Genomic DNA, 23917 nt, shown 5'->3' with positions numbered 1-23917 from the left:
GCGCAATTAACAGCACCAAATATAAGAATATTTTCCCTGTAATGCAAGAAAAAAAACGAAATTACGAGTTCATAAGTTCCAAAAACTTTTTATTGGATTTGGTCGCGCGCATTCGTTCGATGATAAATTCGATAGCTTCCATGGGATTAAATTCGCTCAACAACTTGCGCAAAATCCAGACGCGATTCAATTCTTTCGGCGTTAATAGCAATTCTTCTTTTCTCGTGCCGGATTTGTTGATGTCAATTGCGGGAAAAATGCGTCTGTCTGCCAAATTGCGATCGAGTACTAATTCCATATTGCCTGTTCCCTTAAATTCTTCAAAAATAACTTCGTCCATGCGACTGCCGGTATCAATCAACGCCGTCGCAATAATCGTCAGGCTACCGCCTTCTTCAATGTTCCGCGCCGCGCCGAAAAATCTTTTCGGCTTGTGCAACGCGTTGGCGTCCACACCGCCGGAGAGAATTTTGCCGCTGTGCGGAACCACGGCGTTGTAAGCGCGCGCCAAACGAGTGATGCTGTCCAATAAAATCACGACATCCTGCTGGTACTCAATTAATCGTTTGGCTTTGTCGAGCACCATTTCCGAAACTTGCACATGCCGCTCGGCAGGTTCATCAAAAGTAGAACTGACAACTTCGGCTTCCACTGACCGCTCCATGTCAGTCACTTCTTCCGGTCTCTCGTCAATCAGCAGCACGATCAATTTGACTTCCGGATGATTTGTTGTAATAGCGTTCGCGATGGCTTGTAAAAGCATGGTTTTGCCGGTTTTTGGTTGGGCGACAATGAGCCCGCGCTGGCCTTTTCCGATGGGCGTTAATAAATTCATGATGCGAGTCGAAAAATTTGTAGCTGAAAACTCAAGATTAAAACGCTCGTTAGGATAGAGCGGCGTCAGGTTGTCAAAAAGTATTTTGCTTTTCGCTTCTTCCGGATTTTCATAGTTTATTGCCTCGACCTTCAACAGGGCAAAGAATCTTTCATTTTCTTTGGGTGGTCGGATTTGTCCGGAAACAGTATCGCCTGTTTTCATTCCGAAGCGTTTGATCTGTGAAGGAGAAACGTAAATATCGTCAGGCCCCGGCAAATAATTGTAATCCGGCGAACGCAAGAATCCGTACCCGTCGGGTAAAATTTCCAGCACGCCTTCCGCGAAAATCAGGCCTTCCTGTTTTGTTTGTTCTTCAAGAATTTTGAAAATGAGCTCCTGTTTTTTCATCCCGCTGGAACCCGTGATGTTCAAATCTTGCGCCACTTTCGTCAATTCAGAGATTTTCAAAGCTTTTAATTCTGCAATATCCATCTTTAGATCCTTTTTTTATAAATTCGTAAATATATTCTTAACCAAAACTGAATTCCTTTTGTCAGTGATAGGTCGTAGTCGATATCAGCAACATGGCTCGCCGATTTCACAATGTCAATCGATAAATAGTCAGGGAATCTTACGTTAGCAATAAAATTTCCCGACAAAACTGAGTCGAAATCACGCTGAATCTTTTTCACAAATTCGGGATTCGATTGAGGTTATTATGTGTTATTCGGAGAAATGCTTGCGTGTCACCTATTTGATAGCAGAAAAGTAATTATAGTCTTTTCTCCGTCTCCGGGTCAAAAAAATGCGCCTTTTCCATCTTAAAAACAAGTTTGGCATTCTTACCCACAGCCAGTTCGTTTTTTTCATTAATTCTGGCGATGAGTTGGTGATTTCCTGTATTTAAGTAAAGGAAAAATTCATTCCCCATCGGCTCGATGACCTCCAGCAAAGTTTCTACCGGAGCGGGATATTTTATAAGTTCGGCGAAGTGAGCGTCGTTGATGTCCTCGGGGCGAATACCAAGAATGATTTCTTTGTCGATAAAATTAGCTAATTTGTCCCGATAAATTTCCGGGATAGCTAATTGAATGTTCCCTTCGTCGAAAATCAAACCATTGTGGCGTCTTAAAGTTCCCGACAAAAAATTCATCGCAGGACTGCCGATAAAACCAGCGACAAATTTATTGACCGGAAGATCGTACAAATTCAGCGGCGTGTCTATCTGATGAACGATTCCGTCCTTCATGACAACAATCCGGTCGCCCATAGTCATCGCTTCCATCTGATCGTGGGTCACGTAAATCATCGTCGTTTCCAACCGATTGTGCAATTTGGAAATTTCCGTTCGCATCTGAACGCGGAGTTTGGCGTCGAGGTTGGAAAGAGGCTCGTCAAACAAAAAAACTTTGGGTTTGCGAACAATCGCCCGGCCGACCGCCACTCGCTGCCTTTGCCCGCCGGAAAGCGCTTTGGGCTTTCGAGCTAACAATTCAGTTATTTCCAAAATTTCAGCCGCTTCGCGCACTCGTCCTTCAATCTCATTTTTCGGAAATTTCCTCAATTTGAGGCCAAACGCCATGTTCTGAAATACGGTCATGTGCGGGTACAGCGCGTAATTTTGAAACACCATTGCAATATCCCGATCCTTGGGCGGAACATCGTTTACCGCGCGATTTCCGATGTAAATTTTCCCTTTGCTCACATCTTCCAAACCGGCAATCATCCGCAACGTTGTCGATTTGCCGCAGCCGGACGGGCCAACCAAAACCATAAATTCCTTATCGTGAACTTCAACGTTTACATCGTTCACCGCGAGAACATTCTTGTCAAAAATTTTGCTGACATGCTCTAATTTGACCTGAGCCATTGCCTTCCCTCATTTGTTTCAAATTTTCAAACGAGCGTTTTGCTTAAAAAATTACCCGCTGATGTAAGTATTTTTTTCAACACGTATCGATGAGTTTGGTCAAAAACCAGGTACTTTTTAAAGAAGTCAACGGATGGAATAAAACAACTCCAATAAAAACAATTTTCTTTTGTGCGCCATTTTTGCCTAAAATAGCTGTTTTTACCTTTTTAGATTAAACTCATCGACTCACACGAATCATGCCTAAACTCAAGAATAAAAAGAAAACTTTGACGTTTCAAATTTTTTGCAACCATGAGTGAAAAAACTTCGATAGCGCCTCAACGATTTCTTTCATTTTTCAAGGATTATACCACCGAGGGTCTTGGGAGCTTAGCGAAAAGCACTTTTATCAACAAGGAGAGTTGAACGCCTAAATCTATTAAAAATTTTCATTATTGTCAAGTTTTTTTTAAAAAATTTACTCAAAATACTGCAAGACTTCGCCGATAGTAAAATGCGACCCGGTGCAAACTATTAAATCATCCTCCTTTGCTTGCTTCAATGCATAATCTATGCCTTGGAAAACTTGACCAAAACTTTTTACCTGCCGACAATATTTCCGCGCGGATTGGGCAAGCTTTTTCGCCACCAGACTACGGTAATAATCCGGGCTCACCGCGATAAAACAATGCACCATCGGCGCCAACCGTTTTATCATCTTTTCATATTCCTTGTCGCGCATGACCCCCATCAAAAGATACAAACGGCGATAATGAAATATTTTCTGAACGGATTTGGCAAGAGCCCGCGCGCCATCCGGGTTGTGCGCGACATCGGCTAACAGGCGCGGCTTTTTCGAGATAAGTTGCAACCGACCAGGCCAATTCACTTGCGCCAGACCGGCATAAATATCATCGTTTTTCAAAGGCAAAAATCGTTCCTGCAAAATCTTTGCTGCCGTCACTGCCAGCGCCGCGTTCTCCACCTGATGGGGACCTAAGAGCGACAATCTCAATCTCGGAAAAAATGAACCGTTTATTGCCAGATCAAAGACAGTTTCTTCTTCTCCGTAAACAGCGTTATTTACGCGCATAAGTTCACTCAAAGAAATCAATTTCGTATTTTTTCGCAGACCCGCTTCTGCAAACACTCGCGCCACACTCTGGTATTTGTTGTTGGTGATGCAAATGGAATTTTCTTTGATGATGCCGGCTTTTTCGCGCGCAATGCTTTTTCGGTCGTAGCCCAATTGTTTCATGTGGTCAAAATTAACATTGGTGATGATGCTCAGCAGCGGATTTACCACATTGGTCGCATCCAACCTCCCGCCGAGGCCGACTTCAATCACTGCCACTTCAACTTTTTGATCTGCAAAATAGGTAAATCCGATGGCCGTCAACGCCTCAAAAAAAGTGCACTTGTATTTTGTGAACAGGGGCTTTAATTTTTCAATATAAAAAACAAGGTCTTCCCTGGAAATCGGTAGTCCATCAATCTTAATTCGCTCACCCACGCGAATCAGATGCGGCGACGTAAACAAACCGGTGCGATAACCAGATTGCTGTAAAATAGAAGCCAACATACTGGAGGTGGACCCTTTGCCGTTTGTGCCGCCGACATGAATCACACGATATTTTTCATGGGGATTATCGAGTTCTTTCAAAAGAGATCTTATTTTGTTCAGTCCCAATTTCCATCCGAGACTCGTCAGGCTAAAAAGATAGTCAACGGCTTGAGCGTAATTCATTGTTTTTTCGACGCTTATTCGCATGGATTGTCCCGATGATTGAAATTTCGTCCAAAGTCAAATAAATAACCAACAATATCAAAATTGGTTGTAAAAATAATACATAATTTTCTTTTTTGCAAGCACTTTTTCCTTTTCGTGTAAAAAAAGCCCCCGGAAGGGAGATTCTTTTCCGGAGGCTTTGTCGCTATACAAACTGCGGATTTACTTCATTTAAAATCCCAACACCAATGTGAACAAGTGCCCGGATCCCAGCAATTGGAAATCAGTGAATGCGTAGTCAACGCGAAAGCTGGCGAACTTCAAATCGTACGCCAGACCGCCGCCGAAAGTATAGCTGGCGGTGTTGTAGGATTTGTATTCATCCTTTTCAACCGCCAAGCCGCGATATCCGGCGCGGAGATAGAACATGTCCTTCCACGCATATTCAATCCCGAAATTGGATCGCATTAAAGCGTCATTCGGATCATAGACGTCCGCGGCTACGAACAAGCGGCTGGTCTCGCTGGAACTGATTTGTCCCTGTGCGCCGATGAGTTCCATTGACAATCCCAGGCGAAACATCAGCGGCAGTGGATACTTTTCCGTCTTTAAATACGCATCTACGGGCAGCGTTCCGGGCCTAGTGGGCCAGCGGTCGTGGGACACTCTGAGACTCGGACCTTCCAGACGCATGTCGCTTCCGAAATTGCTCAGCGTCATTCCCATTTTCATTCCCAAAATGCCAGTATCCAATAACGATCCCAAATCGATGGCAATAGTATGAGCTTGCAGATGATAAGCTCCTTCGCGAATGTATTTAATCGTTCCGCCGAGACTCAAACGATCAGTCACGTAGCGGCTGTAAGTCAAACCGAAGCAATAAGCTTGCCAATTAAAATAAGTCTCAGTACCTTCCGGATGCGCCAGCGTGGTAATTTCCATATCGCCGGTATTGAGAAAAATTGCACTTACTCCGATTGCATTGCCTCCGCCCAATGGCTGAACAACGCCGATAAAATTATACGACATGTCGGCGTAAAGCTCATTTCTGGAAAAAGCCATTGCCGTGTGATCGATTGTCGCGATCGTTCCCGGGTTCCAGTACAAACCGGTGACCTCGCCGGGGATAGTGACCGCAGCTTCTCCGAGAGCGCCGGTTCGAGCGCCCACGCCCAATTTCAAAAATTGTCCCGCTGCCGTACCAACCCGGCTGATGTCTTGCGACCAGACCTGCAATGCGCCGACAAAGACAACGATGAAGAGAAATATCATGACTCTTTTCATTTTTATTATCTCCTTGATTGACAATTTTATTTTTTCAAAACTCCAATTCACTTATCTGAGTATGACGAATTTACCAATTTTCTTTTTCCCTGACGGCGTTTCAACCACATAAACGTAACAGCCATAAGCCACTTCCTGCTGATTGAAAGACAGCATATTCCAATATTCCCATCCTTCGACATCATTTTTGTGATGCAGACTGATTACGCGCTCACCGCTGAGAGTGTAAATGTGGATATCGCACTCTGCAGGCAAATTAGTGAATTGCAATTGTTTGACGTACGGGTCTAACTCCCATTCCGCAGACACCATGTAAGGATTCGGGACAACTTTAATTTTGTCCATGTCATCATCTGTCACCTCTCTTGTCATGTACGGCGCGGTGTTGATGCGGAAGAAATCACGGCTGCCTTTAAACGGCTTTCCGGTAATGAGTTGCAAAACATCGCCGGTGACAGGCGCGACACTGGTGTCCGTGTAAGTGGTGTCAAATACCATGCTGTCTGCCGTGACAAAAGTCGTGTCAATAATCATGTTTAGCGGCGGTTTGAATAATTTAAGTTTTACCGTAAAAGACATCCTGCCGTTAATGGTCTCCTGTAAGGTAAATTCATCGCCGTCGGTAAATGAATTTTTCATCTCCTCCGTTGTATCTGCCGGATTTGGCGGCGGATATTGGGCAAATCTCGCCTTTTGATTCAAAGTAATGTTCCAGATTTCAAATGGCACCACAAGCGTCGGCGGAAAAAATGCCGTATCCGGTTCTTCTGTGAAACGGATTTCGTAATCAAAATGCTCTTTCGTAATGTAGGAACCGGAAAACTGCCAATTACAATTTGAAGGCGTACCCGGAGAGCCGTGATACCATTCGACAGAATCCGGATCAAAGCCAATCGCGTCAAATTTCTGGTTGATGGTCAAAATCATGCCATCAATGATCGGCGATTCCTGTCCGTGGATACTCGGCGAATTTTCGACGAGATAGCTTCCGGTCACCTCGTCCAACAAACTGTACGTCGTGCTCGTCGACGTGGTGTCGTCAAATGAAATTAAATAAGAGTGGCCGGTAATTGCGTAGGGATCAACAATTAGCGCTGCAAGATCATTATTGGCGTAAGTGCCGGGAAGCGGCTGAATTTTCACATCAGACTGCACCAAATTGGAAGCGGTTTTCCCGGGAACGACCATCACCAGATTCGGCGAGGCGCTGGGATTGGTTCCTTTGGAACATTCGAGATAATTCAGCGGCGCCCAGTTGTCGGGATTCAAGTCAGGATCCTGAGGCACACCCCGGTCGTAAGCAGTGACTGTGTACCAATATGTCACGCCGTCAGTCACATTTTTGTCAACGAACATGTGAACTATTCCGTTGTTAGTTCCCAGGTTCAAATGCGGATATACCGGGTCCAATCCTGAAATACTGTTGTTCAAATCGTATTGCGCCAACGGAACAAAACCGACTTCCAGTCCGTTGCCGTCATAAATTTTGTCTCCCCATTCATTATTTACCGGGTTGGACGTCGTACGGTAAATTTTATAGCCCTCGAAGTCATGGTAAGCCGTCATCAAATCGACTGCTTTTTCCGCAGCATCATTCCAGTAGAGAGTCACTTCCCCGTCTCCGGCAACAGCCTGAACCGTCGGCGTCGGCGGCGGATCTGCGCCCTGATAATTCAATTCATACATGAACTGAGCGGTGCGGGCGTTAAATTTAACGTCATTTGTATCGTCGCCCATGACCAGCGCGAACGAGAAAGTCGTTGTGTCGCCCGCCGCAATATCAAAAGGCCCGGAGCTCATAATAAAAACGCAGTCCGTACCATCGGGAAACATTTCTTTGATGCCCTCAGGAGAATCAAAATGGGGATTTAGTTTTCCGTTAGGCGAAGGCCAAAAATAGGCATTGTCTTCCTCCGGCAAAATATCGGTGGTGTCGCCGGCCAAAATTTTGTAGCTGATGAGTTCCAGCCGCGTATTATCCACCTGTCCCGGACGTTGCTCCCACTCAAACCAGTGCCAACCGGTGATACCCAATTGATCTCCTTCGTAAATATCAGTCAGGCCATCGCCGTCAAGATCGATGTCACGCGGCGCAGGCGGCGTTTCCAAAATTTTCAATGCCGGGATGACTTTATATTCCGGACCGGGAAAATCTCCTGTCCCGTAGCGGTAATCGTAAATATACGCCATGTTGTACTGATATGTGGTGTCATTTTCCACATCGTACTCGCTCTTGAGAAAAGTCATCCAGTCCATACGGTCATTTAATGTGGAAGTCAGATTATATTCCGGAACATCGGAATCATTGTAAAATCCGACATAGACATCATGGTAGTCGTGAGTGCTGTTGTTGATAATTTGCATGGGGAAAAAGATAATGTCTTCTGCATAAGAACGCCCATAACACAAACCGGAGATGTCCAGTTGAATATTCAATGCGTACCCCTGCGTTGTATCCCCGTCGCTCTCTGCGTAGACTAGACCCTGATTGTTTTTATCATAGTCCGTCATGCTAAAGAAAACTTCTTTGTCGGAGAAAAACTTGCCTACTAAAATCGTGTCATCGGAAGTAGGGCAATATATCCAGGGGCGCGTCACGTTATTGAAATCAAATTCGTTTGCCGGCACCGAATCGATCGCAACAATTCCGGTATTAGGATCCACCGCCCATAGGCCGGGCCAAAAAGGGTAGCCGTCACTATTTTTGGGCCAACTTGTGGGATAAACACTGGTCGCCATCAGCGGATAATCGCCTAACGTCGTTCCGGTAAGCACATCGCCGAATGTCATATCGCCGGAATGAAGTCCGCCGTACGATCCCGCTTTTGGTCCCCAATCGCCGCCGGCAAAAGTCGCGGAAACAGAAGGCCCTTTTAATTTGGGTTGCCCGGTTGCAATATCTACAGTATAGGGCGTCCACGCAGAATCTTCCGGTACGCCAATCATCATATTCAAATCCGGGATATAAGACCACCCTTTGTAAAACACAGAAGGTACTTTCGGACGATAAGCCCAGGTCGCCAGACGACCGTCGTTAAACACAGTGTGCTGCAATTTTCCTGCATCTAATAGTCCTACCGCCTGATCAATCGTTTTGGCAGTTTTTGCCAATTTACGAGTCGCTTTTTTATTGATATCTGCGGCATACATCGAGGAAAATAACATCAAAATTAGAGCGGTCGCGACGATGCCGTAGAAAATGAGCCTTTTCATTTAACATGTCCTCCAGAATAATGAAGCAATTTTTTCATTTAGTCCAGCTTTGAAAAATTTCTTTTTCCTGGGTTCAATTTCACACCTTTGCTGAAATGAATGGTTTAAAATTCCATCCTGAGCCCGAAATCGATGCGCCTTCCCTGGCTCCAATGCCACGGCGTATCCCAATTTGTGCTGTAGTTCGTTTTGCTGTAGCCAGGATTCGGTTCTGACGGGCTGCCAGTTTCAGAGTAAACTTGCAATACGTTTCTGATATTGAACAGATTAGTAATGCGAGCAATGAAGCCGGCACGAATGGAATTGCCGAAATAGAAATCCCTGCGAAATACGGCGTCAATATTGTATACCATGGGCCGACGAGCAGTATTCGGTTCCAGCCCCTGTCCGCCTACCGATGGTGTGTAAGGATAACCGCTGCGGATTCGCATGTTGAACTGCATCAGGAAATTTTCCAAAACTTTGAACCCAAACAATGTGGGACCTTGGCCTTTGGTAAACTGAAAACCGAACATCCCTGTCAACAGATGGGGAGTATCATATCGGTAAAGGTATTCTTTCTTTGCTCTGCTTTCCGCAGTATTGCCTTCCCAGTACCCGGCCCAGGAATAGTATTGATTTGCTTTAGCAACGGAATATGTATATTGCAACTCGAGAAAATAATTATCACTGGGTCGCTTTTCAACAGAAAGGTCGATACCTTTGGAGCTTCCAAAATCATTGTTAGTGATAATACCGTAAGAATAACCTCCCAGACTATCGGGATCAAACCCAGTGATGCGAAAACTTCCGGCATTGCCGTTGTTTTCTTTTGCCCAGGCCGCGACGGTAAATTTCCAGAAATCGCTGAATTGATAATCCACGCCCATCTCGTACGAAATCGTACGCTGCGCGTCCATGTGCGCCCAGCCAAAGAATGGCGATGGTGCGTTCAAATCGAGATTCTGGTTGGTGTACAAATCGCGGTAATCCGGCACCTGAAAGAAATGTCCGTAATTAAAATGAAAAGTGGCGCGATCCGTAATCGGATGGCCTACACCGATGCGGGGGCTGATTTGATATTTTCTTTTGCCCTGCTCTACGCCTGAGGTCGGATCTTGCCAGTCTTTCCAGGCTTTCCCTTTGGAATTTGCGTAATCCACACGAACGCCCAAATTCACGATAAAATTTTTGAAATCCATTTTATCCTGAATGTACGCCGCCGCTTCTTCGGGCTTCAGGTGATAAAAGGACGGGTATCCGCGCGTCCAGGGATACTGGTATTCCAGAAAGCGAATTCCGCCGACATCCTTGCCAAACAGCTTATTACCCCAGCCGAATGTTTTGTATTCCGCGCCCATTTTGAACTGATGGTAGCGATGCGCTTGCCAGGTAACATCGGCTTTAAATTGCATCGATTGCTGAAAGTTGGAATTCCAATACTGCTCGGCGGCGCCGCGATAAATTTGGCGCACACGGCCGTCGGTCATCGTATCGTAGCGCACAAATGTCATCGGAACATAAAATCCATTGTTGGAAATTCGTGTTGGATACTCTTGCGGACCAAAATCCACGCTGATTGACGGATCATCGTAAAAAATGCGATAGGCATCGGAAAATTCATCCGCGTGTCCGGGCGTTAAGCGATGTCCGTTAATGCCATGAATCGTATAAGAGCGTCCTTTGAAAAATCGCGAAGCGCGAATTTCATAAAACAATTTTGGTGACAATTGATGAGTAAAAATAAAAGTCTGTTGATCCGTGCGGTCATCTAACACATCCCGACCTTGCATGGCGTATTGCCAGCCTGCTTGCCAGGATTGTTGCACGCGTCTATTCATGCGCAACGGAATCATAATTTTGATGTTCGGAGAGACGCGCCAGGAAAGTTTTCCGGAGAAATCCCAATTTTTTCTCCACCCCAATCCTTTCCAGCCGGCGAAATTATCCCAGGCAATGAGTTCATTAAAACCATCATTGTCCCAGTCAGAACGATAGCGCCACGCCTTGCGCCAGGCGCCGGTGCTCCACTCACGCAAAACATCGCCGACATAGTAATAGTCGTTGTTGTTGCGCAATTGTTTAATGTTATCAACTTCTGTAATGATGCCTTTTTCGATTTGATCCGCAATCTTTTGATAGCGCGGATCATTGGGGTTGTTAATAATATCTTTTATCGGCGTTGGATCGTAAACGTGGTTGTCAAACTCGTAAGATGAATAAGCGCCGTAACTCTGTTCGCCGGAAAGGAAAAAACTCATATTTTTAATTAACGGGATTGGACCGCCAAAAGAACCGATGATCTGGTGCGCATTTCGCACGTCGTCGGCGGCAGAAATCAGTCCCGTGATTTCGCTGGTATTGTACTCCAGAGACATGTGGTAACTTGACGCGCCCTCTTTAGTGACAATGTTCACCACAGCGGATTGGGCTTCGCCGTATTCCGCGTCGAAAGCGCCGATAATTGTGGTCAACTCTTGAATTGCCTCCCGGTTGACACTGGTTCCCATGCCCGCATAAATGGCGTCTTCCACGTACATTCCGTCCACCATGTAGGCGATTTCTCCGCTTCGACCGCCACGGACGTGCACTTGATCGATACCGCGCGTCTCGAATCCGGCGATTTTGTTGCCCTGTTCCATCATAATTACACCGGATTGCAGCGCCATGATGTCCTGCACGCTGCGGACAGGCATATTTTCGATCATATCCGCTGTCACCGTGGCGCGCTTGCTGGTCACCTCTGGCTCAATCAGCGGCCTTTCCGCTGTCACCACGACGGAAGTGCCCAGATCCATAACCGTCGGAGTAAGGGAAAAGTTAATTTTTGTTGTCAGATCAACATTGATCTGAATTTTAACTTTTTGGGTTTTGTACCCCATCATGGTCGCTCTCAGAGTGTAGCGACCCGGGGGCACATTGATGATAAAATAGTAGCCGTCCACATCTGTGGCGCTTCCCAATGTTGTACGCTCCAAAATTATGTTGGCGCCGGGGAGAGGGTCGCCTGTCTCAGCATCTTTGACGATGCCAGCAACCTTTCCGGTGGTTCCGCCAAAAACCGTAGAGGTACTGAGTATGGCTATTGCCATCAGAGTGACAGCTAAACCGAGAAAAAATTTTGGGTACCGCAATTTCTCATCCTCCCTGAGTTAGTTGAAATGACATTATTTTGAAACTTTTTTGAATGTCCAACGTAATAGATTGCAGCAAAAATAGCACTGCCTCTCCGGGCAATAAAATGCCCCGAGCAGTTTATTTTTGCTGAATGACATGATAGCCATAAACGACAACTGGCCCCTGCCGTTTATGGCTTTTTATATTTACAACAGAAAGCGAACTTACATGGCCCCATGAAGCGCTTACTTCTGCGTCCTTACTTCATTATAAATTAAAAAAATGAAAATGTCAAGAATTTTTATTCAAATGATGAATTTTTTTTAACAAATCCGCTAACGCCGTCCGCGAAGACTTTTGGGAATAAAACTTTAGTCACTAAAGATTTTAACAGTTAACCTCTTTTTTAATAATATGTTACACGTGTCCACACTAATCAGACGTCGTCAGGACGAATAATTTGCTTTAATTTACTTGACAATAAAACTTTTGCGGCGAGTGGTCAAATTGCCACTGCGATCAATTGCGCGTACTTTGACCTCGTGCCTGCCAGCGGAGAAAGGTTTCTCATTCTGATAAACGATTGTTTTCTTTTCCGGATCGTATTCGGCAATCACCTTCTTATTGTCAATCAACATGCGAATTGATCTTTCATTGGCAATTCCGGAAAGTTTATCGGTAATTTTGGCTCTGAAAGTGTATATTTTGCTCCCGCTTCCGGCGACAAGTCGCGGCGGATAAATATAGACTTCAGGCGACACAGTATCCCTCAACAAAGCAAAGGCGCCCAGTCCGCCGATATTCGCGGAAATTGTCGTCGCAACAGTATCGATTTTGTTATCCACAAATCCCCAGGACTTGCCATAAAAGCCGTAAATCGCCAATTTCCCCGGCAACGAGTCATTAACCGGATAGTTCAATGTCAGATGCGCGCTGCCTTTGAGCAGCACATCCTGTGGATAAAATTCGTACAATTTGCTCAATAACAATTCCGAACTTTCCGGCACAGAATCGCGTTGACTCATGCGCAAAAAAAGCGGGTCGTACACATCATTTTTTTGGAAAACCAATCGACATTTCTCATCGTTACTGACGACTTCGCCGCCGCGATCAGGCAAAATCGGCTGAAGAGAAAATCTTTCCTGATAAGTTACCGGAGCCATGTTTTGATCGTAACCGCTGACGTCCACAGTCAATTCTCCGCTGAGCGAAGTTTTCATTTGATACACGCCAATGAATTCATTCAACTCTTTTTGGACGAGCGGAATGCGCTCGCGCGAGTTCCCCTGTTGGTAGATTATCATCTGCGGCGTGTGCATAATCCCGTTTTTCGCCGTCAAGTCAAATCGAATATAGTCGTCGTAGAAATCTTTTTCCAGATGCACCAGGACCGACGAAGGCCGAAAGTCAAACTTCCAGCCCGGCACATAAAACAAGGGGAAACTATTTACTCCGAAGGAATCGACGGCTGAAATTTTAATCAGCGATTTTTGCGTTACCGGGTACAAAACGAAAGGAACAAATTCACCGCCATCATCCGGATTCGCCCTGTTGGAGCCAATTTCCGCTTTATGCCAATTGGGAAAATCCTTGCTAAAAATCCACGCCTCGGGATCGGCCACCGGCGTCCCGAATTGATCCTGTAGCTTTTGGACAGTCAAAGTGTCTTTCGCCAGCATGAAATGGGCGCTGAGAGTTTTTTTATATTCAACAATAAAATTCCCGGAAATCACCGTCGTGTTGCCCCAAAAATCACTAATTTCAACAGTGAACGAATGTTTTCCCCTTGGGAGAATTCCCGCGCGGCGAGTTGTATCGACAGCATTCGGCCTGCACTGTAAAACGCCAATTTCCTGCCCCGGCGGTTGATAAAATTTCATCGGATTGTGTTTGTTTTTAAATAAATTTTGAAACAAGCCGATGCCGCGTTTTCGCAGCCGATAATTCCGATCAAAATCAATGAAATGCGTCTCGGCATAAGAAAACCGACTGTAGCGTGCGGCAAATTTCAGATCGCCGTCCACGTAAAGCCGCAATCGGTAGGCGGAAAATTTATTGGGCACATCGTTCGCCTGATCCCAGCATTGAATCGCTAATCCGATTTTCCCGGAAAGAATCAGCGGATTGTTGATTTCTATTTGCCCGCTGTCGTTTTGTCTCAGCGGTAGAATGAGCGGCACGGCGTCGCCATTTATTCGGGCGCGACTTTCCAGAGGAATAAAACCAATCGCCGCGGCGTGAGGTCTAACGCGATCTTTCACTCGGTAGCCGCGCGTAAATGGATTAATCGGCCGATTTTGCCTGTCGCGAAGCTCAAAATGTAGGTGCGGATAGCCAATGCCAGTAGAGCCGGTGTAGCCAATGATGTCGCCTTTTTTAACGGGAAACTGCGAAGCATTCAAATATTTTGATATGCGATATTCCCCGCGACGTTTCTGTTCCCGCTTGGCAAGCCGCTGCAACTCATCGTTGAATCGACTGAGATGCGCATACAAGGCAATTTCTCCGGTGTCTAATTTTTGATAAATCACTTTGCCGTAACCGTAAGGCGAAACCCGGATTTGCCAGATGTAACCGTCGCGAACAGCAAACACTTTGTAGCCTTCCTTGCCCCAGGTTTTAATGTCAATGCCGGCATGGAAATGTCCCGGGCGATATTCTGCAAATGAAGATGTCAAATAATGACTGGCATCAGTAGGCCAGAGGTAGTTTTGTGCTGAAGACAGATTGGGCAGAAAAATGAAAATCAAAAAGAACACGCAAAAACGAAAACGGGACATCGGATTTTACCTTATTTTAGTATTTTGGATTAGAGGTAATTCTATTGTTCATATTATACAAATATCAAGGCTGAAAGTCAAGAAAAAGTCGAAGATATTAGCAGCATTTTTACGGAAAGATGTCATGAAGATGTAATCCGCCTAAAAAGCACGTTCAGCAATAAATTTTCACATTATGTCGCGTTGTTGTTTTTGAAAATGTCTATAAGTAGGGAATGCAAATTTGCATTCTCTATTTTTCGGACGACCTGTAAAACAATGTTGCTAATTGTTCAGAGAGCAATCTTCTGTCAAATTCAGGCATGGCAAGAGGAGGAGCAGGAATTAGCTTTCCGCTTTCAAACTGTTCATAGAATAAAAGAATCGCCTTTTTGATCTCCGCGCCATCGTCAGGATTGACGACAACGCCGCGATGGGTGCGCCGGATTAAATCTGCCACAGCGCCACCGCGAGTGATGAGCAAGATCGGTTTTCCGGTTGCCAGATATTCAAACACTTTGCTGGTGATGACTTCTTCTTCGCTGTGTTTGATAATTGTCAGCAGCAAAACGTGCGATTTCATCATCTGTTCGATGGCTTCGCGGTGGGACAAATAGCGCAGTGGCGGGACAATTTCGTTCAGATCAAGTTCCCTCAGCAAAAGCGGCAATTTTCCAAAAATATCACTGCCGAAGAATTGTATTTTCATTTTTTGCTTCAAATCAGGCTTTTCAATAAAAAGCTCTCGCACGGCACGCAAAAAAACCGCCGGATCGCTCACCCGACTGATAGAGCCGCAGTGAGTGATGGTGAATTTTTCATTTTGCATCAGATTTAGCAAGCCGGAAAAATCATCGGGATCATAGCCGTTAGTAATCGTAACAAATTTTTCGCCGGAAAATTGTTTCCCGCTTTTTCCTTTCAGAGAAAGAGAAAGCTGGTCGCACATGGCAACCACGCGATCAGCGTTTTTCAACACAATTTTCTCTTGCCAATGATTAATGAAATTATGAATAAAGGTCGGATTTAGCTGACTCTCTCCGCCAGTCCAGTCATCACGAAAATCTGCGACAAATTTCACTCCAGTGAGCCATTTGAGCACAACTCCGATGAGATGGGCAGAATGAGGCGGCGAAGTGGTGAAAATGATCTGAATTTGCTCCTTTTTGATTATTTTTACCCCCTGCCACAGCACGAACGGCAGCCACAGAAGTTTAGCGTCCGGCACGAACAACCAGCCGGAGACGATGCGGTTAGTCAGCAGCAAAATTTTTTGCAGGAGAGATTTTTTCACGGGAGAGGAATTTTGCTCCGAGTTGCTTTTTCTAAATTTCGCCCACAACCGCAGCGGATCGAGCGACTCGGTGCGAATGATTTCCCTGCCACGGATGTCGTCCAACAAAGTCTCATCCGTGGCGTAGTAGTGAACATCTTTCACCGTCAAAACAATAGGCTCCCAGCCGAACTGAGGCAGATATTTGACAAATTTTGCCGCGCGCTGAGTTCCGCCCATGCCCATGGGAGGAAAATAGTAGCAAATAAAGAGAACTTTTTTCATTCGTTTTCTGTCAAACCAATTCTATTCGACTCTGGTCTCCGATGAAAAATCGATGCGTGGAAGGCTTATTTTCAGATTTCACAATTTCCACATCAGTGCCCAACAGACTGCTTTCGATGCGAATGCCGATGTCGAGCACTTTGCATTTGTTTAAAACAATGGAGTACTCGATCTCGCTGTTGCGAATGTAGCAGTCGTTTTGAATGGAAGTAAAAGGACCAATGTAACTATTTTCGATCACTGTGTTTTCGCCGACCACAACGGGCCCGCGGATGTTGCTGTTGATAATTTTTGAGCCTTTGCCGACGGACACATTTCCTGCCAGCGAAGATTTTCCGTTGATTACCCCTTTGATTTCCGGCTTGGTGTGTTCCAGCACCAGCCGATTCGCCTCCAATAAATCGATGGGTTTCCCCGTGTCTTTCCACCAACCGGTAATTTCAGAAAAACCAACCTGATGACCGTGATCGATCAGATACTGGTGCGCGTCTGAAATTTCCAACTCACCGCGCGCGCTGGGTTCGATATTATTCACTGCTTCAAAAACATGGTGATCGTAAATATAAATTCCGGCAACGGCAAAATGGCTTTTCGGATTTTTGGGCTTTTCTTCCACGGAAATGATGCGATTATCAACAATTTCCGGCACTCCGAATCGCTCAGGGTCTTTGACTTTCGCTAAAGTGAGGTAGCAATTTACGTGATCCTTCTCAAAGGCGTCAACAAATCTTTTTACGCCGCCAACAACCATGTTGTCACCCAGGTAAAAAATAAACGGTTCTTTTCCGATGAAATCTTCCGCGATTTTGATCACATGCGCCAGTCCGAGTGGTGACTCCTGCGGAATGTAGGTTATTTTTACTCCCCATTGACTGCCGTCGCCAATCGAACGCGGGACTTCGTCGCTATCCGCGTTGGTAGTGATGCCGATCTCCTTAATTCCCGCCGCTGCCACTGTTTCAATGGCATAGTGCAGAATTGGTTTATTGGCAATGGGAATCAGATGTTTGTTTTGCGTGTGAGTGAGCGGTCTGAGCCGAGTTCCTTTGCCGCCGCTGGTAATTAATGCTTTCATAAAATTCCGTCCTCTGATAAAATTTTCTCAATTTGCTACTTCAAAATTCACATCTGACGTTTTCGTCAATCAGATTTGTTTGCTACGTCTCAATTTGAACGAGAAATGTTGCAAAAATCAGGCAAAAAATTCCGCCGCGATTTTCAGCGCCTTAACCCTCGTCAGTGAAAGGAAAATGTGTCGGCGGGAAAATGTCGTTGCATTTTGAGACAAAGTTGTGAGCTACAATTTGTTCGGTAAAACAAATCCGCGCCGTCGCAGCCGTTCCCTTTCCTGTTCCAAAAAATTGGCAATTATATTTGCTTTAATGGCAAAAGTCAAACCATAATTGACCATCTTTAGTTCTTTGACGTACGCATTGTCTGTGTAGGGGAAATCTCTGAAATTATCCAAACGTGGAAGCGTCTCATCCGGCACTAAAACTATTTGGGAATCATAAGCCATGGAATTTGCCATTCCCAAATAAACGTAAGAATCTTTCCCTTCCTTAAACGCCAGCACAATCCCGCCGGAAAAACCGCGATTAAATGCCGCAGAAACCATAAATTTATTCGGATAAGGCGACGGACTGATCAGTCCCCGCGAAATGAACAAAAATCCCTTGGGATAGCCGATGAGATAGGCTTCTTTGCCAAATTTCAAATCACTTTCTTGTGCAAAGGGCGCGGTGAATGAGTTTTCCAGCAACTGATTTTCCGCGGCTTTCGTCTCTAACAGCGCAATGTCGTTGCGCTGTTCAGAACTGAACAGATGCCCCAAGCTCCGCGTGCCGTCATGATGCGTGATAAAAATGCGCTGGTCGTATTTAATGGAGACGGATTGCAAATTTGCGGTGGCATTGCCATTCTCGTCTTTGTAAAAAACGCGAACCGTGTCCGGAAAATCGAAAATGTGATAGGCGCTGAGCAGTAAAATATTGCTCGGGTTGCGGTTCAAAATCAGGGCGCTGCCGGAGACGGAATTTGTCGTGAGCTGTTTCTTGTAAAGCAAATCTTCCAGACTGGCATTTTTGTTTTTCGGAGACGGAACCAAATAGTAGTAATTTTCATAATAGGCTGAACAAACTATTTTTACCATGGTGCGCTGAATTTTTTCTAATCGATTCAGACGGCGCTCGGACAAATTGATTTGTGTCGGAGTAATTTTATGTCTGGTAAAGTTCATACAGGAAAAAAGTAAAAAAGCAAGCAAAAAGGATATAGCTATTTTTAATCTGGTCATAAACTCGCCTCCTCGAGCGGGTTCGTGAAAAATGAGCGTGGGAAAACGCAGGTGCCAAGAGCTTGATAATTTTAACTCATTAATTCATATTTTTGTGCCATTATTTTTTTAGGGCAAAATTGGCAACTTCATTAAATTTTAGCCTGAAATCATCCGACAGCAGTCCGAAAGACGCGCAGAAAATTCTTGTAGGAAATCTTTTCCAGCGTTTCGCCGGAAATTCCTCGCTCAACCATTCGCTCCCGCAATGTGTGAAAATCCGCCACAGAATTTATTCCTTCGGGCAACGCCGGCACGCCGTCAAAATCCGAGCCAAAACCAACCGCATCGTCGCCGACAAGAGCCCGGATGTGTTCCACGTGATCGATCACAGCGTTCAGCGTTACATTTTTTCCCGCCATTTCCCGCCTGAATTCCTCGCGATATTCCTGAAACGCATCGGAAATCTTCTTCGCATCGCCTTGCGCCTGAACTTCCATTTCGTCCAATTTTTCAAACAGATCGCCGCAATTTTCCAGTAAGGTCTGCCAATATTCATGATCCAAAAATCCCGGGAAAAAATTAACTCCGACCATGCCGCCGCGCGTGGCAATTTGCCGAATTTGGTCATCAGTCAAATTTCTCGGCACCGGACAAATCGTAGCCGCGCAAGAATGAGAAGCAACAATTGGTTTCTCGCTGATTTGCAGCACTTGCGTCACAGTTTTTTCGTGCGCGTGAGAAACATCGACGATCATCCCCAACCGATTCATTTGCGCGATCATCTTCGCGCCGTTTTCAGTCAAACCGTCAAACGCCGGATTTTTGTCATTGGAAGAAATCGCCCAGTCGCTGGAAACCGAGTGTACAATTGTCATCAGTCGTACGCCCGCCTCGTAAATCGTCTGCAAATTATAGACATTATTCTCCACCGCCATGCCATTTTCCACAGCGAGAATCGCCGCAATCTTTCCGGACGCCATTGCCGATTCAATTTGCGAGCTATCTGTGCAAAGAGTTATTTCTTCAGGATATTTTTCAATTTCTTTTTTGAACGCCGCAATCATGTTCATCAACATCGGAAACCGCGCGCCTTTGGAAGTCATCGGCGAAATGTAACAGGCAAATACCTGTATTTTCACATTTGCTCTCTTCATAGCAGGAAGATTCACCTGACAATCCTCCGTCGCAAGCGATTTTCCGGCCAATATTTCAAAAGCAGTATCGCAGTGCATATCGCACACAGGTATCTGGCTCAAATCTGGCATGATTTTTCCTTCGCTGAGATTGGCGCAAATTTTTCTCGTTTCTTTCCTTCTGTAAAATAATTATTTATCAGATTAATGTCAAGCTTTGATTTGAATATTTTTGAAAATAATAATAATGAGAGGTGTTGTGATTTTGAAGTGAAAGAGTTTTTTATTGACTTTGATGGGAAATTTTAGCGGATTAATCATTTAAATATCAGCGCAAATCCGTTTAATCCGCGTCAATCCGCGTTCTATATTAATCAACCTATTAAATTTCGAACAAAATGAACAATCATTCTACTCATTAAAAATTAAAATTTATACCATCATTCTTGATAACTAAAAAGGCGCACAACGGAATTCCAGTATCTGCTGCACGCCAACTCTCAAAACAAAACGTAAAATTTTTTCAAAATCACCGCTGTACTCGTGCGGACCCGCCTTTTGCGAAAATCTCCACTTCTTCCAATTTTGCCATTGTCGTATCGCCCGGATAAGTCGTCAACAGCGCGCCGTGAGCCCAGCCGAGGCGCAACGCTTCTTCCGAATTTCTTCCGGTGATCAGTCCGTAAATCAGACCCGAAGCAAAGCCATCGCCGCCGCCGATGCGATCGAGGACGTGGAGTTCGGCTTTGGGAGTTTCATATTTTTCACCGTCGTACCAGAGAACCGCGCCCCAGTTATGCATGTTTGCAGAGACAACTTCCCTGAGCGTGGTGGCGACCATTTTCACGTCGGGAAATTTTTTAATCACACGCGCGATCATTTCAAAAAAGTTGGACGTATCGAATTTAGATTCTGCTGCTACTTCAGGGCCAGGAATGCCAAGGCCTAATTGCAAATCTTCTTCATTGCCAAGCAGCACATCCACATGGTCCACGATGCAGTACGCTTTGCGCTTTTTCCAGTCCGCCGATTGGTTGCCACAATTTCGCGCGATAATTCAAATCAAAGGAAGTGATCGCTCCGTATTTTTGCGCTGCTTTCATTCCTTCAATAATAACATCGGAAGTTGTCTCGGACAGAGCTGCGAAAATCCCACCGGAATGGAACCAGCGCACGCCTCTGCCAAAAATTTCGTCCCAATCAAAATCGCCTGATTTCAACAAAGCCCCGGCTTCATTGGACCGGTTGTAGAAAACAACCGGGGGCCTGACCCCAAAGCCGCAATCGCTGTACACCGTGGCGATATTGGGACCTCGCACGCCATCGTGCTCGAAAAATTTGTAGAAAGGTTTCACTCCCATCTCTCGGACGCGATTTTGCACCAATTCGCCAATGGGATAGTCCACCATGGCAGTGGCGATGCCGGTATTCAATCCGAAACAATCAGAAAGATTTGCCGCAACATTGTATTCGCCGCCGGAAACATGAACCTGTAAATTTCTCGCCTTCCGAAAAGGCACTACTCCGGGATCGAGTCTGTGCACAAGTGCGCCGAGTGAAAGAAAATCCAGATCACAAGCATCTTTTCTGACATTCAACTTCGCCATTTTCGTTCCCTTTCACATTTTTATTTGGTTACTCATTTTGATTCAGAATGCGCTTCTTTTAATCTTCCGCAAGTCTGCACTTTTAACTTTTATTAATGTCTGAACGGATCATTCTCCAATCGGTACAAAATTTCTCCTGCCTCAGGGACGTACAAAATTCCTTCATCTTCACGATTTACCCATTCTTCGACATTAATCGTTTTCGGATCGCGGTAACCCAAATTTATTTTTCGGCAAATTTCCTCGGGAATCTGTGTCGCCAGAGTCACCTGAATGCGAGGCAATTCTTTCCCTTTTTTAAATTTTCCAATTCCCCGTACATGGGTGGAATGAGCCAGCACACCGCCGCCGACATGCCGAAATTTTTCCCACTGTTTCACAAAATAATCGCGCACATGATAACCGATTTTTTCAATTTCCGCGCCGTGAGTCTGAGATACCTGTTTTATGTGCGGCGCGTAAATGATCAATTCGCCGCCATCGGCGACCACAGGCTCGATTTTGTACATGCACTTTCCGGCAGTCCACAAATCCGAATACATTTCCGGAGCGCAAGAGAGAACTTTTTGAAACGGCTGTTTTTTAAAAACAATATTCAACTCGCGCGACAAATCCGCTGCCGCAGAAAATGCTTCTTCAGGCGCACCGAAATAAATTCCGTGCACGCGGTGATTTTTGACTACCAGACTAAAACAACGTTTTTCTCTTGGAATCATCGCTGCTGCGCGATCAATCACTTCCCGCACCGGCGTGTATTTTGTTCCGTTAATCACAGGATTCGTGATCAGCGCGCCCAGCCAGTGAAAACTGTCGATCATTTCTTTGCCGGAAATTCCAGGGAAAAAATATTTATTTCCACCGGAAAATCCCACTACTTCATGCGGAAAAGTAGGCCCGATAATCACCAACACATCATAATCAAAAATCTTTTTGTTGATCGTCACTTCCACTTTTTCGCGCAGCAAACCGCGGCTAATTTCTTCCATTTCATCTTCGGAAATCGCGCCGATTGATGCCAGATCGTCCTTATTTTTCCACTGATGATTAAAAAATCTGACATCGGCGTAGTTGGTGCTGCGATCCGCTTCGGGAATCCCCAAATGGCGCAAAATCTGATCTTCTGGCATTTCCGGATGTGTTCCCAGAGCAATCATCACATCAATTTTCCTAACGAGACGATTTACCGAATCGAAAAAAATCGGAAACAATTCATTCATTGGCGCGCTGCGTGTCGTGTCTGGGACGATGACTAAAATTTTCTTTCCTTCAAAATCCCCAGAGGAGGCAGCCGATGAAAAAATTTCAACAATCTCCGTCTTTTCAAGCGGCGCTTCCTTTTTTCCTTTCCCTAATTGCATCACTTTTCTCCGCTTCACTATCACTAAATCGCTGCCAGCCAGCCACCGTCCACGTAAATGACCTGTCCGGTGATGAAATCCGACGCCGGCGCTGCCAGAAAAATCGCCGTCCCAACAAGATCGTCAGGTTGTCCCCAACGATGTAGCGGCGTTTTTTCCAGCACCCAGCGGTTAACTTTTTCATCCTCAATCAGTGGTTTTGTCAATTCTGTTTCAAAATAGCCAGGCCCAATAGCATTCACATTGATTTTGTGCGGCGCCCACTCGACAGCCAGAGCTTGAGTGAGCTGGCGAATCGCGCCTTTGCTGGCTGTGTACGCGGGAATCGATTCCCGGCCTCGTTCGCTCAGAAGAGAAGCGATGTAAATAATTTTCCCGGATTTATTTTTCGCAATGCAATGTTTCGCAAATTCCTGACTGAGCACAAATGGCGCTGTGACATTCAACTCGAAAATTTTTTTCCACTCAGAGAGCGGAAAATCTACCGCTGCCTGGCGGTGAACAGTGCCCGCGACGTTGACCAAAATGTCCACACTTTTCACCTGTTCAACGATTTGCTGAAAAAGTGCCGGGATTTTTTCTGTCGCCAGCAAATCAGTCGGAAAGACAAATGCCCTGCGCCCGAGTTCCCGAATCTCTTTTTCGACTTGGTGCAATGCATTTTCTCCGCGGGAAATCAGAACCAAATCTGCGCCTGCCTGGGCGTAGCCCAGGGCAATAGCGCGTCCCAGCCCCCGGCTGGCTCCCGTAACCAGTGCAATTTTATTTTCCAATGAAAATCTTTCCATATTTACCTCTCAAAAACTTTTTAAACTTGTGTCTCCAAGTCTCGAAGACTCAAAGTTCCAAAATTGTTTTTTATTTTTTGAATGTTCAATTCAAATTTTCTACTGAAAATAATATGAATGACTAGTAAAAATCGAATGATAGGCATAAGATTATTGTTTTTAAAAGGCTGACGCCTTAACTCCATCCCAATTTCGGAATTAAGCCGTAAGGCTTTTATTGCCTTTCATTGCTATTCTGTTTAAAATATTAGACCTGGCGTCTTCGTGGCTAATTATTTCCCCCCCATTGATGATGAAAAAACATGCCTCTCGGCTGATCCAGTCGTTCAAACGTATGCGCGCCGAAATAGTCGCGCTGCGCCTGCAGCAGATTTGCCGGCAGCTGTTCACTGCGATAGCTGTCAAAATAGGACAATGCGCTACTCAAAGCTGGAACAGGAATGCC

14 protein-coding genes and 1 pseudogene are annotated in these 23917 nt (G+C 45.4%); all 15 read right to left on the bottom strand.

Features of this window, described 5'->3' with window-relative positions; genetic code table 11:
* Positions 1-61: 61 nt before the first annotated feature.
* Positions 62-1309: a transcription termination factor Rho gene (locus GXO74_04415; protein ID NOZ60904.1), complete on the bottom strand. Its 1248-nt coding sequence runs from the start codon at positions 1307-1309 to the stop codon at positions 62-64.
* A 280-nt stretch (positions 1310-1589) separates the two neighbouring features.
* Complete coding sequence (ugpC, locus tag GXO74_04410) at positions 1590-2687, bottom strand: sn-glycerol-3-phosphate ABC transporter ATP-binding protein UgpC (protein ID NOZ60903.1); 1098 nt, start codon at positions 2685-2687, stop codon at positions 1590-1592.
* A 460-nt stretch (positions 2688-3147) separates the two neighbouring features.
* Positions 3148-4440 carry a bifunctional folylpolyglutamate synthase/dihydrofolate synthase gene (locus tag GXO74_04405; protein ID NOZ60902.1) on the bottom strand — a complete coding sequence of 431 codons (1293 nt, stop codon included), beginning with the start codon at positions 4438-4440 and terminating at the stop codon, positions 3148-3150.
* A 189-nt stretch (positions 4441-4629) separates the two neighbouring features.
* Positions 4630-5682: a PorV/PorQ family protein gene (locus GXO74_04400; GenBank protein NOZ60901.1), complete on the bottom strand. Its 1053-nt coding sequence runs from the start codon at positions 5680-5682 to the stop codon at positions 4630-4632.
* A 51-nt stretch (positions 5683-5733) separates the two neighbouring features.
* A complete protein-coding gene (locus GXO74_04395; GenBank protein NOZ60900.1) occupies positions 5734-8895 on the bottom strand; it encodes a hypothetical protein in 3162 nt (1053 codons plus the stop codon).
* Between the two features lie 104 nt (positions 8896-8999).
* Complete coding sequence (locus GXO74_04390; protein NOZ60899.1) at positions 9000-12008, bottom strand: TonB-dependent receptor; 3009 nt, start codon at positions 12006-12008, stop codon at positions 9000-9002.
* 453 nt (positions 12009-12461) lie between these two features.
* A complete protein-coding gene (locus tag GXO74_04385) occupies positions 12462-14771 on the bottom strand; it encodes a M23 family metallopeptidase (GenBank protein ID NOZ60898.1) in 2310 nt (769 codons plus the stop codon).
* Between the two features lie 232 nt (positions 14772-15003).
* Positions 15004-16308 carry a glycosyltransferase family 4 protein gene (locus tag GXO74_04380; protein ID NOZ60897.1) on the bottom strand — a complete coding sequence of 435 codons (1305 nt, stop codon included), beginning with the start codon at positions 16306-16308 and terminating at the stop codon, positions 15004-15006.
* 10 nt (positions 16309-16318) lie between these two features.
* The gene (locus tag GXO74_04375) at positions 16319-17383 is read right to left on the bottom strand and encodes a glucose-1-phosphate thymidylyltransferase (GenBank protein ID NOZ60896.1); all 1065 of its coding nucleotides are present in this window, start codon (positions 17381-17383) and stop codon (positions 16319-16321) included.
* A 222-nt stretch (positions 17384-17605) separates the two neighbouring features.
* Complete coding sequence (locus GXO74_04370) at positions 17606-18604, bottom strand: serine protease (GenBank protein ID NOZ60895.1); 999 nt, start codon at positions 18602-18604, stop codon at positions 17606-17608.
* A 149-nt stretch (positions 18605-18753) separates the two neighbouring features.
* On the bottom strand, positions 18754-19851 hold the full coding sequence (locus GXO74_04365; protein ID NOZ60894.1) for a membrane dipeptidase: 1098 nt from the start codon (positions 19849-19851) through the stop codon (positions 18754-18756).
* Positions 19852-20248: 397 nt separating this feature from the next.
* Positions 20249-21326 (bottom strand): annotated as a pseudogene (locus tag GXO74_04360) (sugar kinase).
* Between the two features lie 92 nt (positions 21327-21418).
* Positions 21419-22684, bottom strand: coding sequence for a DUF2088 domain-containing protein (locus GXO74_04355; protein NOZ60893.1), 1266 nt, complete (start codon positions 22682-22684; stop codon positions 21419-21421).
* A gap of 23 nt (positions 22685-22707) precedes the next feature.
* Positions 22708-23472, bottom strand: coding sequence for a glucose 1-dehydrogenase (locus GXO74_04350; GenBank protein ID NOZ60892.1), 765 nt, complete (start codon positions 23470-23472; stop codon positions 22708-22710).
* 268 nt (positions 23473-23740) lie between these two features.
* Positions 23741-23917 (bottom strand): NADP-dependent phosphogluconate dehydrogenase (locus GXO74_04345; GenBank protein ID NOZ60891.1); only part of this gene is annotated, 177 nt, incomplete at its 5' end.

The sequence above is a fragment of the Calditrichota bacterium genome, from assembly GCA_013152715.1.
Classification (GTDB): Bacteria; Zhuqueibacterota; Zhuqueibacteria; order Thermofontimicrobiales; family Thermofontimicrobiaceae; genus 4484-87.
The sequence above is the reverse complement of the archived record's forward strand: the minus strand, read 5'-3'. Positions and strand labels throughout refer to the sequence as shown.

Excerpts from the sequence above, each read along its gene's own strand:
- GXO74_04355 (NOZ60893.1), bottom strand. The coding sequence starts at position 22,684 with ATGCAATTAGGGAAAGGAAAAAAGGAAGCGCCGCTTGAAAAGACGGAG.
- GXO74_04385 (NOZ60898.1), bottom strand. The coding sequence starts at position 14,771 with ATGTCCCGTTTTCGTTTTTGCGTGTTCTTTTTGATTTTCATTTTTCTG.
- ugpC (NOZ60903.1), bottom strand. The coding sequence starts at position 2,687 with ATGGCTCAGGTCAAATTAGAGCATGTCAGCAAAATTTTTGACAAGAAT.
- GXO74_04365 (NOZ60894.1), bottom strand. The coding sequence starts at position 19,851 with ATGCCAGATTTGAGCCAGATACCTGTGTGCGATATGCACTGCGATACT.
- GXO74_04405 (NOZ60902.1), bottom strand. The coding sequence starts at position 4,440 with ATGCGAATAAGCGTCGAAAAAACAATGAATTACGCTCAAGCCGTTGAC.
- GXO74_04370 (NOZ60895.1), bottom strand. The coding sequence starts at position 18,604 with ATGACCAGATTAAAAATAGCTATATCCTTTTTGCTTGCTTTTTTACTT.
- GXO74_04400 (NOZ60901.1), bottom strand. The coding sequence starts at position 5,682 with ATGAAAAGAGTCATGATATTTCTCTTCATCGTTGTCTTTGTCGGCGCA.
- GXO74_04350 (NOZ60892.1), bottom strand. The coding sequence starts at position 23,472 with ATGGAAAGATTTTCATTGGAAAATAAAATTGCACTGGTTACGGGAGCC.
- GXO74_04375 (NOZ60896.1), bottom strand. The coding sequence starts at position 17,383 with ATGAAAGCATTAATTACCAGCGGCGGCAAAGGAACTCGGCTCAGACCG.
- GXO74_04415 (NOZ60904.1), bottom strand. The coding sequence starts at position 1,309 with ATGGATATTGCAGAATTAAAAGCTTTGAAAATCTCTGAATTGACGAAA.
- GXO74_04395 (NOZ60900.1), bottom strand. The coding sequence starts at position 8,895 with ATGAAAAGGCTCATTTTCTACGGCATCGTCGCGACCGCTCTAATTTTG.
- GXO74_04380 (NOZ60897.1), bottom strand. The coding sequence starts at position 16,308 with ATGAAAAAAGTTCTCTTTATTTGCTACTATTTTCCTCCCATGGGCATG.